We start from the raw sequence: 13,296 nt of genomic DNA on the forward strand, positions 1-13,296 counted from the left end.
TCTCAGACCTCGAGCAGCTCGGCCTCTTTGCGCTTCACGGCCTCGTCGATGAGGTCGACGTGCTGGCGCGTGAGAGCGTCGAGCTCCTTCTCGCCGCGTGCGATCTCGTCCTCGCCGAGCTCGCTCTTGAGCGCGTCCAGCTCGTCCTTCGCCTTGCGACGGATTCCGCGGACGTGCACCTTCGCGTCCTCGCCCTTGCTCTTGACGAGCTTGACGTACTCCTTGCGCCGCTCGGCGGTCAGCTCGGGCATGGTCACGCGGACGATGTTGCCGTCGTTGGACGGGTTCGCACCCAGGTTGGGCATGTCGCGGATCGCCTGCTCGATCGCCTTGAGGGCCGACTTGTCGTAAGGCGTGACGATCAGCGAGCGGGCCTCGGGGTTCGCGAGCGACGCGAGCTGCGCGAGGGGGGTCGGCGTACCGTAGTAGTCCACCAGGACCTTCTGGAACATCTGCGGGTTGGCGCGGCCGGTGCGCACCGTGCTGAAGTCCTCCTTGGCGGCCTCGACGGCGCGCTGCATACGGGAGGTGGTGTCGGCGAGGACATCCGCGATCACGGTGACTCCTATCGTCAGGGGTTTCGTCTCAAAGTCTATCGGGGGCGCGACCCGGATCCCGGGCCGATGCTGCGTGCGCGACCCGGGATCCCGGCGGCGTCAGGCGATGACGCGCGTGCCGATCGGCTCGCCCAGCAGCGCCCGGGTGATGTTGCCTGCGGGCTCCATGCCGAACACGCGCATGTCCATGCCGTTGTCCATGCACAGGCTGAAGGCCGTCGAGTCCACCACCTTGAGGCCGCGCACCAGCGCGTCCTGGAAGGTGATCTCCTCGATGCGCTCGGCGGAGGCGTCGGTCCGGGGGTCGGCGGTGTAGATCGCGTCGACGCCGTTCTTGGCGACGAGCACCTCATCGGCGCCGATCTCCAGCGCACGCTGCGCGGCCACGGTGTCGGTGGAGAAGTAGGGCAGGCCGGCGCCGGCGCCGAAGATCACGACGCGGCTCTTCTCCATGTGGCGCTCGGCGCGCAGCGGCAGATACGGCTCCGCGACCTGGGTCATGGCGATGGCGGACTGCACGCGCGGCGAGGCGCCCGCCTGTTCGAGGAAGTCCTGCAGCGCGAGCGCGTTCATGACCGTTCCGAGCATGCCCATGTAGTCGGCGCGGGCGCGGTCCATACCGCGCTGGCTGAGCTCGGCGCCGCGGAAGAAGTTCCCGCCGCCGACGACCACGGCGATCTCGACGCGGTCGGTGGCCGCCGCGATCTCGCGGGCGATCTGGCTGACGACGTCGGGGTTGACCCCGAGCTGGCCGCCGCCGAAGGCCTCACCGGAGAGCTTGAGGACGACGCGGCGTCGACCCTGTCGTTCGGTCATGGAGTTCTTCCTCTCGTCTGGGAAAAGATATCGTGCCGAGCACCCGGGTCGGGTGCGGGCATGACGAAGGGGTCCGGATCCTGGTGGATCCGAACCCCTTCGATGCTGTTACGCGCCGACCTTGAAGCGCGCGAAGCCGGTCACGGTGATGCCGGCGTCCTTCGCGACCTGGCCCACGGACAGCTTGTTGTCCTTGGCGTAGTCCTGCTCGAGCAGGGCGACCTGCTTGAAGAACGCGGTGACGCGGCCCTCGACGATCTTCGGCAGGGCGGCCTCGGGCTTGCCCTCGTTGCGGGAGATCTCGGTGACGATCTCGCGCTCCTTCTCCACGTCCGCAGCCGGGACGTCCTCACGCGTCAGGTAGGAGGGGTTCGCGAACGAGATGTGCTGCGCGATGCTGCGCGCGGTCTCTGCGTCGTCACCGGTGTAGGCCACGACCACGCCGACCTGCGGCGGGAGGTCCTTGCTGGTGCGGTGCAGGTACACCTGGAACGCGTCGCCGGTCAGCGTGCGCACGCGGCGCAGCTCGACCTTCTCGCCGATGATGGCTGCCTCGTCCGAGATCAGCTGCTCGACGGTCTGGCCGCCGGCGTCGGCCGCGAGGCCCTCCTCGACGGTGTTCGCCTTGACGGCGGCGACCGCGTCGGCGACCTTGTCGGCCAGCGCGATGAAGCGCTCGTTCTTGGCGACGAAGTCGGTCTCGCAGGCGAGCTCGACGAGCGTCACGGCGCCGTCCTGCTCGCGGGCGACGACCAGGCCCTCGCTGGTGGAACGGTCAGCGCGCTTGGCGTTGCCCTTCGCACCCTTCAGGCGCAGGATCTCGACGGCCTTGTCGACGTCGCCGTCGGCCTCCTCGAGCGCCTTCTTCGTGTCGACCATTCCCGTGCCGAGCTGCTCACGCAGCGCCTTGATGTCGGCGATGGTGAAGTTGGCCATGTTGTGCTGGCTCCTTGCTTGGTGTGTGTGCGTGGTGAGCGCGGGTCGGCCGGCCTCGGCCGGCCGACCCGTACGGTGATTACTTGTCGGCGGACTCGGCGCCGGCGACCTCGGCCACCGTCTCACCGGCGGCAGCGGCGATCGACTCGTCGTGCGCGGCGGCGCCGGCCTCGTCGGCGGCCGACTCGGTCGCGGCGGTCTGAGCCTCGGCGCCCTCGAGGAGCTCCTGCTCCCACTCGGCGAGCGGCTCGGCGTCGCCGGCCTCGGGGTTGTGCTTCTGCTGCAGGCCCTCGGCCGCGGCGTCGGCGATGATGCGAGTCAGCAGCGAGACCGAGCGGATGGCGTCGTCGTTGCCGGGGATCGGGTACTGGAAGTCGTCCGGGTCGGCGTTGGTGTCGAGGATGCCGATCACGGGGATGCCGAGCTTCTTGGCCTCGTCGATCGCGAGGTGCTCGCGCTTGGCGTCGACGACCCACAGGGCCGACGGCGTCTTGGCGAGGTTGCGGATGCCGCCGAGCGACTTGTGCAGCTTGTCGAGCTCGCGCTTCTTGAGCAGCAGCTCCTTCTTCGTGAAGCCCGAAGCGGCCGGGTTCTCGTAGTCGAGCTCCTCGAGCTCCTTCATGCGGGCGAGGCGCTTCGCGATGGTGGAGAAGTTGGTGAGGAGGCCGCCGAGCCAGCGCTGGTTGACGTAGGGCTGGCCGACGCGGGTGGCCTGCTCGGCGAGGATCTCCTGCGCCTGCTTCTTGGTGCCCACGAAGAGGATGGTGCCGCCGTGCGCGACGGTCTCCTTGACGAAGTCGTAGGCCTTGTCGATGTAGCCGAGCGACTGCTGGAGGTCGATGATGTGGATCCCGCTGCGCTCCGTGAGGATGAAGCGCTTCACCTTCGGGTTCCACCGACGGGTCTGGTGTCCGAAGTGAACGCCGCTGTCGAGCAGCTGGCGGATGGTGACGACGGCCATGGTCGTGCTCCTTGCTTGGTTGAGGTTGTGCTGCCGGTCGGCCGACCGGCGATCCTGGTGCCCGGCGCGCACTCCGCCCTCTTCCGAGGGACCTGTGGAATGTTCGCCACGTTGAACGCTGTGGGCACGCGTAGTCACCCCGACATACGGGATGCCCTGCAAGCATATCAGGATCGCGGGGCCGAGCCATGCCGCCGGGAACGTCGTCATCGTCCGCCCGGTGCGGCCGGCGGCGGGCGGGGCGCGATCCGCACGCGTCACCGCGGCCCGTCCGTACCCGGCACCGCGACCGGTCCGCACCTCGCCGTCCTCGCGCGGGTTCTCCACGGGTTCCGGGAGGCCTCCCCACGCACGGCCGGAACGGCGCAGGCTCGACGCATGTCGCGCCGTCTCCGCTCCCCCGATGCCTCTCGCGAACCGTCCCCGCGACGCGGGGCGCGACCGCTCAGGATCGTCGCGGTCCTCGGCGTGCTTCTCGGCGCACACGTGCTGCTGCTCGGCTCGGAGTCTGCGGCTGCAACTGCGGCGGATGGCGTCGCCGCAGCAGACCGCGGCACACCGGCGACCGGCTCTTCCGGCGCGAGAGCCGACGCGCCCGCGCCGCCCGACGCGGACTGGCTCTGGCCGGTGGACGGTCCCCGGTCCGTGGTCGAGCCGTTCCGTGCGCCCGCCCACGCGTACGGCCCGGGGCATCGTGGGATCGACATCGCCGCGGCCGGAGACCTGCGCGCGCCTGCCGACGGCGTGGTGGCGTTCGTCGGCACGGTCGTGGACCGGCCGCTGCTCACGATCGATCACGGCAACGGCCTCGTCACCACCTTCGAGCCCGCCACCACGACGCTGGCCCCGGGAGCCCCCGTCCAGCGAGGTGACGTCGTGGCGACGACCTCAGTCGGCGGTCATGCCCGTCCGGGCACGGTGCACCTCGGCGTCCGCTGGAACGGCGTGTACATCAATCCGATGCTGCTGTTCGGCGGAGTGCCCCGCGCCGTGCTGCTGCCGTGCGGAGCCGGGGCGTGCTGAGAGGTCGCTGCGTTGCGCCCGTCGCGAGGGCGTGACGACGCCAGCCCCGAGACGACGCCAGTCCCGAGCGGGCAAGACGGTCGCCGCGGCGAAGACGATGGCCGCGTCAGGCCCGCGGGTGCGCAAGACGGTAGCTCGCGGCGAGCCGCTCCGCCGAGACGTGCGTGTAGATCTGCGTCGTGCCGAGGCTCGCATGACCGAGGATCTCCTGCACGGCGCGCAGGTCGGCGCCGCCGTCGAGGAGATGCGTCGCGGCGGAGTGGCGCAGGGCGTGCGGGCCGACCGTCTCGGCCCCGATCACCGGCGCCAGAACGCGGGCGACGAGCTCGTACACGGCGCGGGGGCCCAGGGCGCCTCCGCGTGCGCCGAGGAACAGCGAAGGCCCGGAGCGCTGCGCCCGCGCGACCAGCACCGGCCGCGCACGCCGCAGGTACGCGGCGACGGCATCCCGTGCCGGAGCCCCGAACGGCACCACGCGCTCCTTGTCGCCCTTTCCGACCACACGTGCCGTCCCCCGGTCGAGGTCGATGTCGTCGACGGCGAGTCCGCACAGCTCGGAGACGCGCATGCCGGAACCGTAGAGCAGTTCGAGGATCGCACTGTCGCGCAACCGGATCGGATCCCCGTCGAGCGCCGCGTCGCGCGCCTCGTCCAACAGCACTCGCATCGCGTCCGCCGAGGCGACCGCCGGCAGCGTGCGTCCGCGTTTCGGCGTCACCAGGCGCAATGCGGGGTCGACAGGGGCGAACCCGGCTTCAACGGCCCAGGCGAAGAACGAGCGCACCGCTGCGGTGCGCCGCGCGAGCGTCGAGCGGGCGTCACCGCGCTGCGTCGCGCGCCAGAGCCAGTCCCGCAGCGCCTCGAGGTCCACGGCGGCGAGCTCGGCGTCCCCGGTGGCGGCCGCGAGGTCGGCCAGGTCCGATCGGTAGGCGCGCACGGTCGCGGGCGACAGCCGGCGCACCTGCGTCAGGTGCGCCAGGAACTCCGCCGCCGCTTCGGAAACGCGCATGGATCCAGCATGCTCTTCCGGCGGGCGGAGCGCGGCAGCACGCGCGGGCGCACGAGGGTTCGCCGGCACCGGTGCTGAGGGACGAGCATTCTCGACCGATCATCGAAGGACGCTGCGCCAGCCGCGCTCGTCGCGAATCGCACTGCCATCCAGCTCGAGGATCCCGAGGAGCGCCTCGACCCGGTCCTCGCTCAGCCCGCTGCTCCGCGCCAGGTCGAGGCTGTTCCTGGCCGTGCGCGCGTTCAGGGCATCGGCGAGCCGGATCATGTCCGGATCCTCCTGCGCCGGCCGCCGCCCGTTGCGACCGATGCCGAGAAGCTCGCGCACGTCCGCGGCCGAGGTGATGCAGCGCGCGTCGTAATCGCGGAGCAGCCGGTGGCAGCCCGCAGACGTCGTGGACGTGATCGGCCCGGGCACCGCACCGAGCGGCCGTCCGAGTTCGGCGGCGTGGCCGGCCGTGTTCAGCGACCCGCTCCGCGCGCCGGCCTCGACCACGACCGTGGCGCCCGCCAGGGCACTGATCACGCGATTCCGTGCGAGGAACCGCCACTTGGTCGGCGCCACGGTGCACGCGACCTCGCTCACCAGTGCGCCGCTCGCTGCGATCCGCTCGAACAGCTGCGCATGCCCGCTCGGATACGGCCGGTCCACGCCGCCCGCGAGCAGCGCGATCGTGCGCCCGCCTGCCCGGAGCGCGGCGCGATGCGCCGTGCCGTCGATTCCGTACGCCCCGCCGGAGAACACGACGAGCCCCTCCGCGGCGAGCTCGCCTGCGAGATCCCCGGCGACGTGCTCGCCGTAGCTCGACGATGCCCGGGCTCCCACGATGGCGACGCCCGGATCACCGAGCGCCGTGGCGTCGCCCCGGAGCCAGAGCCCGCGCGGCGCGTGCGCGCCGAGATCCGCCAGCGCCACCGGCCATTCCCGATCCGTGGGGAGCAGCAGTCGGGCTCCGATGCGCACCGCCGTCCGCAGCGCGGCGAGGTGCGGTTCGGCGGCGAGCCGGGGCGCCCAGCGCCGCCGCGCATCCCGCAGCGCAGCCGCCGCCGGACGGTCGCGATCCACCACTGCTCGATCACCGGCGTCGCCGGCGCCTTGCGTCGAGCGTCGGTCCTCGCCCGTGCCGCCGAACACCGCGCCACCGAATTCCGTGCCGCCGAACACGGCGTCGAGTGCGTCCGTCGGTCCGAGCGCTTCGATCAGGGCTCCGGCGACTCCGTCCCCGGGTTCGCACAGCAGGCTCCAGATCAGGGCATCGCGCACGGCGGGATCGCCTCCGTCGGGCCGGATCCGGTCCGCCTCCCGGAGGAACCGCGCATCCGCACGCAGCGCCTTCAGGCTCCGCCGCATGTCCCGCGCTCCCAGAACCTCCGCGCGGGCGGGCTCGTCCCCGGCGGGTCGCCGGCTCTGTGCTGCCTCGCTCATGCAACGGCTCCCTTCTTGAGATACAGCGCGCGTCCCACGTGGGCGAGGCCCGGGGCTGCAGCACCGTCCAGATCGGCAACCGACCACGCCAGCCGCAGCACCCGGTCGTATCCGCGCAGCGTCAGAGCGCCTCGCTGCAGCGCGCGGTCGAGCGGCGCCCTGGCATCAGGGGGAAGGCGGAACTCCCCCTGTCGCAGCCACGTCCCGGGCACATGCGCGTTGAGGCGCCACGGCGTTCCCCGCCAGCGCTGCGCCGCCCGCTCGCGGGCTTCCTCGACCCGTCCTCGCGCCGCGGCCGTGGTCAGTGCCCCGCGCGCAGGGCCCGTCACCTCCGCCGTCGACACACGCGCGACGCGCACCTCGATGTCGAGCCGATCGCGGATCGGCCCCGACAATCGCGCTGCGTACCGCCGGATCGCGGCGGGCGGGCAGATGCAGTCCTCGCCGACCACCCCGAATGCACCGCACGGGCACGGGTTCGTCGCCAGCACGAGCTGGAAGCGGGCGGGGAACCGTGCGGTGAACTCGGCCCGGTGGATCTCGATCGATCCGGATTCCAGCGGCTGCCGCAGCGCCTCGAGCACGATGCCCGGCGCCTCCGCCGCCTCGTCGAGGAACAGCAGACCGCCGTGCGCACGGGCGATCGCCCCGGGCCGCGCAGACCGAGAACCGCCTCCGATCATCGCCGCGACCGAGGCGCTGTGATGCGGGGCCACGAACGGCGGCCGCAGGTCCAGCCTGGTCAGCGTCTCACCGGCGAGCGACCGGATCGAGGCGGCCTCGAGGGCGAGCTCCTCGTCCAGGTCGGGCAGGATCCCGGCCAGACGCCGCGCCAGCATCGTCTTGCCCGCGCCGGGCGGTCCGGACAGCAGGAGATGGTGTCCACCCGCGGCGGCGACGACGAGCGCCGCGACGGCGTCGTCCTGGCCGATCACGTCGGCCAGCTCCAGCGCGGGCTCGCTCGCCTGCGCGGCTGCGGCGGACAGCACCGGCTCGGGATCCCCCGGATCGGGCACGTCGGCGCCGTGCAGCAGGGCCACATGCGCCAGGCTGACCGGTGCGTGCACCTCCAGCCCGGGGACGAGGCGCGCCTCCGCCTCGTTCGCGAACGGCACCACCGCCCGCTCGAAGCCGGCCTCACGTGCGGCGTGCAGTGCGGGGAGCACCCCGGGGATCGGCCGCAGACGTCCGTCCAGCCCGAGCTCCCCGAGGTGCACGGTCCGCGCCAGGGACGCCTGATCCAGGCCGCCCGCCGTGCCGAAGGCCGCCATCGCGATCGCGAGGTCGAACGCGGATCCGTGCTTCGGCAGGCTCGCCGGCGAGAGGTTCACCGTGAGCTTGCGGCGCGGCAGATCCAGCCCGCTGTTGCGGCAGGCGTTGTGCACGCGCCGCACCGCCTCGCCCAGCGCACGGTCGCCGAGCCCGATCAGGTCGAACCCCGGCGTCTGCTGGGACAGGTCGGCCTCCACATCGACCATGTGGCCGTTGAGGCCGGTCAGCGCGACCGCCCAGGTGCGCGCGGTCATCGCAGATCCCGCAGGTGCTCGAGGGAGCCGATCGCGGGATCCGTGCCGACGATGCCGATGGCCTCGAGCCGCAGCGCGCAGCCCCGGCTCGCCATGGGGTGCTCCCGCACCCAGGCGTGAGCGAGCCGCCAGAGCCGCTGACGCTTGCGCTCGTCGATGGCTTCGAACGGGTGGCCGAAGTCCAGGGTGCGCCGGGTCTTCACCTCGACGAACGCGAGCGTCTCCTCGCGCCGCGCCACGACGTCGAGCTCCCCCAGGTCGCACCGCCAGTTGCGGTCGAGGATCCGATAGCCGAGTCGGGTCAGGTGCGCGACGGCGCGGTCCTCGCCCGCGCGTCCGAGTTCGTCCTTGGCTGCCATGACCGACAGCCTGGCCGCGGTCGCGAGGCCGCGGCGGCGCGGTCGCGCAAACGGTGCGGAGTCCGCCGGGATCTCAGCCTGTGGAGGCCGTCACCGCGATCCACGTGACGCGAGGACGGCGACGCCGCCGACCGGACTCACTCGCCGTCGAGCGACAACTCCTGAGGGAGCTCGAACTCGCGTCGGGACAGCTCCTCGACGTTGACGTCCTTGAAGGTGAGCACGCGCACCGACTTGACGAAGCGGTCGGCGCGGTAGATGTCCCACACCCAGACGTCGTTCATCGCGACCTCGAAGTAGAAGTCGTGCTCGGTGTCTCGGCGGACGACATTCACCTCGTTGGCGAGGTAGAAGCGACGCTCGGTCTCGACCACGTACTGGAACTGCAGGACCACGTCGCGGTACTCGCGGTACAGGGCGAGTTCGAGTTCACGGTCGTAGTCGTCGAAGGCGTCGTCATCCATGGTCTCTCCATCCTACGAGAGGCGGTCGGGTGCCGAGGGCCGGGCGACGGTCGCTCCGAAGGCCCAGGCACGACGCGCGCCGGTCAGAAGAGCGTCGGCGCGTCCATGATCGCCCACGACGAACGGTGATGCCTGGTGAGACCCCCGCGCCGGATGGCCTCCCGGTGCTCCGGGCTCGCATAGCCCTTGTTGCGCTCCCACTGGTAGTCGGGGTACTCCCCCGACAGCTCCACCATGAGCGCGTCCCGGGCGACCTTGGCGAGCACAGACGCCGCCGCCACGGACGCGCAGTCGCGGTCGGCCTTGATGATCGAGCGCACCGTGAGCGGTGCCGGATGCACCGCGGAGACGTAGTCGTGGTTGCCGTCCAGGATGACGAGCGCCGCAGACGCGTCCCAGACCTCCCCGCAGGCCGCGGTGATCGCACGGGACGCGGCGAGGCCGAGCGCCCGCATGATGCCGATCTCGTCGATCTCCGTGCTCGCCGCCCATCCCACCGCGCTCGCGGGTGCCCACGCCCCGGCGCGCTCCGCGACCTCGGGCCGTCGCTTCTCGGGCACGAGCTTGGAGTCGCGCAGGCCGTGCGGCACGCGGCGTCTCGCAGCAGCCGCGTCGACCACGGTGGCGCCCACGGCGACCGGACCGGCCAGCGCGCCCCGGCCGACCTCGTCGAGCGCGATGAGGAGGGCGTGCTCGCGCAGCAGTCGCCGCTCGAGCACCAGGCTAGGCTCGACGACCACCACGGCGGCGCCCCTGATGCTGCGGATTCGACACGCCGTTGAAGACGGCGTAGTGCCCGTCGACCAGACCGAACCGGTCGAACGGCCAGGTGACCAGGAAGGCACGGCCGACGACGTTGTCCATCGGCACGAATCCGCCTCCGGGCTGGTCCTGGTGGTAGCGGGAGTCCTCCGAGCGGGTGCGGTTGTCGCCGAGCACCCACACGGCGTGCGCGGGCACGGTGACGTCGAACGGGATGCTGGAGGCGCGGCTGTCGCCCACTCCCTGCTTGAGGTAGGAGGACTCGTCGATCGGCGCGCCGTTCACGGTGATCTGCCCCAGCGAGTTGCAGCACACCACGTGGTCCCCGGGCAGGCCGATCAGGCGCTTGACGAGGTGGTCGTCCGAGTCGGGGGCGGCGATCCCGATCAGCGTCAGGAACCACTCGCCCGCCTCGAAGAGCGGAGAGCGCGGCGCCGGAGCCGGCGTGGGCGGGAGCCAGCCTCCCGGATCCTTGAACACCACGACGTCACCGCGGTGGTAGCCGTTCCAATGCGGGGTGATCTCGTCGACCAGGATCCGGTCCTTGATCAGGAGCGTGTTCTCCATGGATCCGGACGGGATGTAGAAGCTGCGCACGACGAAGGTCTTCACGAGGAACGACACGAGCACGGCGATGAGCAGGATCACCACGACGTCGCGGAGGAAGATCACCCAGCCGCGTCTGCGCGGCACCGCCGGCTCCTGCACGGCCTCTACGGGCCCGGCCGCGATCTCTTCCGTCATGCGCCATCCTTCACGGCTCCTGCCGTCGGTCGACGGCGTCTTCCAGCTTCTCATGCCCGGGCACGAAGAAGCGCCCCGGGAGGCGTGTCCCGGGGCGCTTCTCGAAAAGCCGTGATGGATCAGCGCGCGTCGCGCTTCTCCTTGATCTTCGCCTTCTTGCCGCGCAGGTTGCGCAGGTAGTACAGCTTCGCGCGGCGCACGTCACCGCGGGTGACGACCTCGATGTGGTCGATCACCGGGGAGTGCACCGGGAAGGTGCGCTCGACGCCCACCTGGAAGCTGATCTTGCGGACGGTGAAGGTCTCGCGGACCCCATCGCCCGAGCGACCGAGGACGACGCCCTGGAAGACCTGGATACGAGAGCGGCTGCCCTCGACGATGTTGACGTGCACCTTGACGGTGTCGCCGGGGAAGAACTCGGGGATGTCGGAGCGGAGCGAAGCCGCGTCGACGGCGTCGAGGATCTGCATGATCGTCTCTCTCTGCACTCGCCTCAGGTCGCATGCATGGGGAAGGGATACAAGGATGGTGTGTGCCGAACGGCGCGCAAGGCGTCCGCGGGTTCCCCTGAGGCAGAACCGGGTCACGGCACAAGGAACCATTCTGCCACGGATCCGGAACCGCACCAAAACGACGGCGCCGGGCGGGCAGTCGTCTCAGTGCTCGGAGCGCCCGTCGCCCGCCCGACCGGTCTCGGTGATCACGATCACCTCGCCGTGCTGACGCGCCCGCTCGCGCACCGCTTCCTCGCGATCGCCGTAGCTCGAAGCGCGCATCGTGTCGCCGTCGATGACGAGTGCCGCCCGTCCGCGCTCGGCGACATCCTTGAACAGCTGCCACAGTGTGGACCAGAACAGGCCGAGGAACGCGACGATCGTCGCGGTGAGGATCCACCCGAACGCAGCCTCCGGGAAGAAGCCGAGCGCCACGGTCAGCGCATGCCACAGGGTGAATCCGATGACGTCGCGCCAGGACACCGCCCGCTGCTCGCGCACTGCAGGACGTGCGCGCACCAGAAGAGCCAGGACCACCTCGCCCACGAGAACCGAGGGCAGTGCCACGAACAGCACCCAGAGGAACGCCCACCCGCCGGCCTGGAACACCCCCCAGCCGATGAAGAGCCACAGCGGCAGCACGAGGGCGGCCGGGAACAGCCAGGAGAAGAACGCGCGCCGGATCCACATATCGCGATGCTACGTCGCCAGGGAGCCCAGCGATCCGCACGTTCGCTGTGAGCGTGGGCCGCCTGCCGAGTGGGAGAGAATGGACAGGACGAGAGGACTGGGAATGATCGAACTGCGCACCCCCGCCGAGATCGAGGAGATGCGGGCGGCCGGACGCTTCGTGGCGGAGACGCTCGCGACGCTGCGTGCGGAGACGAAGGTGGGCACGAACCTGCTCTCGATCGACCGGCGCGCACACGACATGATCCGCAAGGCCGGCGCCGAGTCCTGCTACATCGACTACCACCCGTCCTTCGGCGCGAGCCCGTTCGGCAAGGTCATCTGCACATCGGTGAACGACGCGGTGCTGCACGGGCTGCCGCACGACTACACGCTGCGCGACGGCGACCTCGTCTCCCTCGACTTCGCGGTCTCGGTGGACGGCTGGGTCGCGGACTCCGCGGTGTCCTTCGTCGTGGGAACGCCGCGCGACGAGGATCTGCGCCTGATCGAGACCACCGAGCGCGCGCTCGACGCCGCGATCGCCGCGGCCGTCGTCGGCAACCGCATCGGCGACATCTCCGCCGCCATCGCCGGCGTGGCGCACGGCGAAGGGTACTCGATCAACACCGACTTCGGCGGACACGGCGTCGGCCGGATCATGCACGGCGACCCGCACGTGCCGAACGACGGGCGCGCAGGACGCGGCTTCCCGCTGCGCGCGGGACTGGTCATGGCCCTGGAGCCCTGGTTCCTCGCCACGACGGATGAACTCGTGACGGATCCCGACGGCTGGACGCTGCGCAGCGCCGACGGCTCTCGCGGCGCCCACTCGGAGCACACCGTGGCGATCACGGAGGACGGCCCGATCATCCTCACGGACCGCTCCTTCCTCGGCGTCGACTGATCCGTCCGGCGCTCGCCCGCGGTGCGGCGGCGCCCCTAGACTCGGTGCTGTCCGCCCCGCGACGGTCCCAGGAGGAGCGCATGACCTACCCCGAGCAGCCCGGCCCGTCCGCTCCGCAGGGCGGGCAGCCGCCGCAGTACCCGGCGCCTCCCGCGCCGCCCGTCGCCCCGGCACCCGCATACAGCGCGCCGCCCGTGCCGGTCCCGCCGTCGCCGTCCTACGGTGCGCCGGACACACCGCGCCCGGGCGGATACACTGCGCCGGAGGCGCCGCAGCCCGGCGGATACGCTGCGCCGCAGGCGGTTCCCTACGGTTCCGCCCCCATGCCCGCCTATCCGGCCGCCCAGGGCCCCTACGCCGCTCCGGTGCCGGGCAAGGGCCTCGCCATCGCCGGACTGATCCTCGCCTTCGTGATTCCGCTGGTCGGCTTCATCCTCAGCCTTGTCGCACGGGTCAAGCTCAAGAACGCGAACGCGCCCACCGGGATCGCCGTCGCGGGCATCATCATCGGTCTCGTGTTCACCGTGCTCGGGATCATCGGCGTGGTCGTGGGCGGCATCGCGCTCGCGAACGTCCTGTCGATGTGCGCACAGCTGGGCCCGGGCACGTGGCAGGTCGGCGGCGCGACGTACACCTGCGGCTGA

16 protein-coding genes are annotated in these 13,296 nt (G+C 71.4%); 3 read left to right on the forward strand and 13 right to left on the reverse strand.

Translation table 11 applies throughout. The features are described from left to right. Positions 1–2: 2 nt before the first annotated feature. The 4 genes from frr to rpsB all read right to left on the reverse strand — a co-directional run bounded on the left by frr (position 3) and on the right by rpsB (position 3,270). Positions 3–557 (reverse strand): ribosome recycling factor, encoded by a 555-nt coding sequence (gene frr / locus AERO9AM_RS09710; protein WP_091476199.1) that lies wholly within the window; start codon positions 555–557, stop codon positions 3–5. 99 nt (positions 558–656) lie between these two features. Beyond that, on the reverse strand, positions 657–1,373 hold the full coding sequence (pyrH, locus tag AERO9AM_RS09715; protein ID WP_159575950.1) for a UMP kinase: 717 nt from the start codon (positions 1,371–1,373) through the stop codon (positions 657–659). A 108-nt stretch (positions 1,374–1,481) separates the two neighbouring features. Next, the gene (gene tsf / locus AERO9AM_RS09720) at positions 1,482–2,309 is read right to left on the reverse strand and encodes a translation elongation factor Ts (RefSeq protein ID WP_159575951.1); all 828 of its coding nucleotides are present in this window, start codon (positions 2,307–2,309) and stop codon (positions 1,482–1,484) included. Positions 2,310–2,388: 79 nt separating this feature from the next. Next, on the reverse strand, positions 2,389–3,270 hold the full coding sequence (gene rpsB, locus AERO9AM_RS09725; RefSeq protein WP_159575952.1) for a 30S ribosomal protein S2: 882 nt from the start codon (positions 3,268–3,270) through the stop codon (positions 2,389–2,391). 468 nt (positions 3,271–3,738) lie between these two features. Here rpsB and AERO9AM_RS09730 point away from each other — a divergent pair, with 468 nt between their 5' ends. Then, positions 3,739–4,293: a murein hydrolase activator EnvC family protein gene (locus AERO9AM_RS09730; protein WP_236602565.1), complete on the forward strand. Its 555-nt coding sequence runs from the start codon at positions 3,739–3,741 to the stop codon at positions 4,291–4,293. A gap of 106 nt (positions 4,294–4,399) precedes the next feature. On the opposite strand, the gene AERO9AM_RS09735 is transcribed toward AERO9AM_RS09730, so the two are convergent. The 9 genes from AERO9AM_RS09735 to AERO9AM_RS09775 form a co-directional block, all read right to left on the reverse strand. Next, positions 4,400–5,302: a tyrosine recombinase gene (locus AERO9AM_RS09735; protein WP_159575954.1), complete on the reverse strand. Its 903-nt coding sequence runs from the start codon at positions 5,300–5,302 to the stop codon at positions 4,400–4,402. A 99-nt stretch (positions 5,303–5,401) separates the two neighbouring features. Beyond that, on the reverse strand, positions 5,402–6,727 hold the full coding sequence (dprA, locus tag AERO9AM_RS09740; protein WP_236602566.1) for a DNA-processing protein DprA: 1,326 nt from the start codon (positions 6,725–6,727) through the stop codon (positions 5,402–5,404). After that, entirely contained in the window at positions 6,724–8,253 is a 1,530-nt protein-coding gene (locus AERO9AM_RS09745) for a YifB family Mg chelatase-like AAA ATPase (protein ID WP_159575955.1), read from the reverse strand. The genes dprA and AERO9AM_RS09745 overlap by 4 nt, the downstream gene beginning before the upstream one ends. Then, a complete protein-coding gene (locus AERO9AM_RS09750; protein ID WP_159575956.1) occupies positions 8,250–8,612 on the reverse strand; it encodes a YraN family protein in 363 nt (120 codons plus the stop codon). Before AERO9AM_RS09750 ends, AERO9AM_RS09745 begins: the two co-directional genes overlap by 4 nt. Before the next feature lie 137 nt (positions 8,613–8,749). Beyond that, positions 8,750–9,076, reverse strand: a complete 327-nt coding sequence (locus AERO9AM_RS09755; RefSeq protein WP_045252131.1) for a DUF2469 family protein — start codon at positions 9,074–9,076, stop codon at positions 8,750–8,752. Positions 9,077–9,159: 83 nt separating this feature from the next. Next, positions 9,160–9,819: a ribonuclease HII gene (locus tag AERO9AM_RS09760; protein ID WP_159575957.1), complete on the reverse strand. Its 660-nt coding sequence runs from the start codon at positions 9,817–9,819 to the stop codon at positions 9,160–9,162. After that, positions 9,800–10,582: a signal peptidase I gene (gene lepB / locus AERO9AM_RS09765; RefSeq protein WP_159575958.1), complete on the reverse strand. Its 783-nt coding sequence runs from the start codon at positions 10,580–10,582 to the stop codon at positions 9,800–9,802. The genes AERO9AM_RS09760 and lepB overlap by 20 nt, the downstream gene beginning before the upstream one ends. 119 nt (positions 10,583–10,701) lie before the next feature. Beyond that, complete coding sequence (rplS, locus tag AERO9AM_RS09770) at positions 10,702–11,052, reverse strand: 50S ribosomal protein L19 (protein ID WP_159575959.1); 351 nt, start codon at positions 11,050–11,052, stop codon at positions 10,702–10,704. Between the two features lie 186 nt (positions 11,053–11,238). Continuing rightward, positions 11,239–11,766: an MFS transporter permease gene (locus AERO9AM_RS09775; RefSeq protein WP_159575960.1), complete on the reverse strand. Its 528-nt coding sequence runs from the start codon at positions 11,764–11,766 to the stop codon at positions 11,239–11,241. A 103-nt stretch (positions 11,767–11,869) separates the two neighbouring features. On the opposite strand from AERO9AM_RS09775, the gene map reads away from it, so the two are divergent. Continuing rightward, on the forward strand, positions 11,870–12,652 hold the full coding sequence (gene map, locus AERO9AM_RS09780) for a type I methionyl aminopeptidase (RefSeq protein ID WP_159575961.1): 783 nt from the start codon (positions 11,870–11,872) through the stop codon (positions 12,650–12,652). Positions 12,653–12,732: 80 nt separating this feature from the next. Further along, positions 12,733–13,296 carry a DUF4190 domain-containing protein gene (locus tag AERO9AM_RS09785; protein ID WP_159575962.1) on the forward strand — a complete coding sequence of 188 codons (564 nt, stop codon included), beginning with the start codon at positions 12,733–12,735 and terminating at the stop codon, positions 13,294–13,296.

Source organism: Microbacterium sp. 8M, assembly GCF_902506375.1.
Classification (GTDB): Bacteria; Actinomycetota; Actinomycetes; order Actinomycetales; family Microbacteriaceae; genus Microbacterium.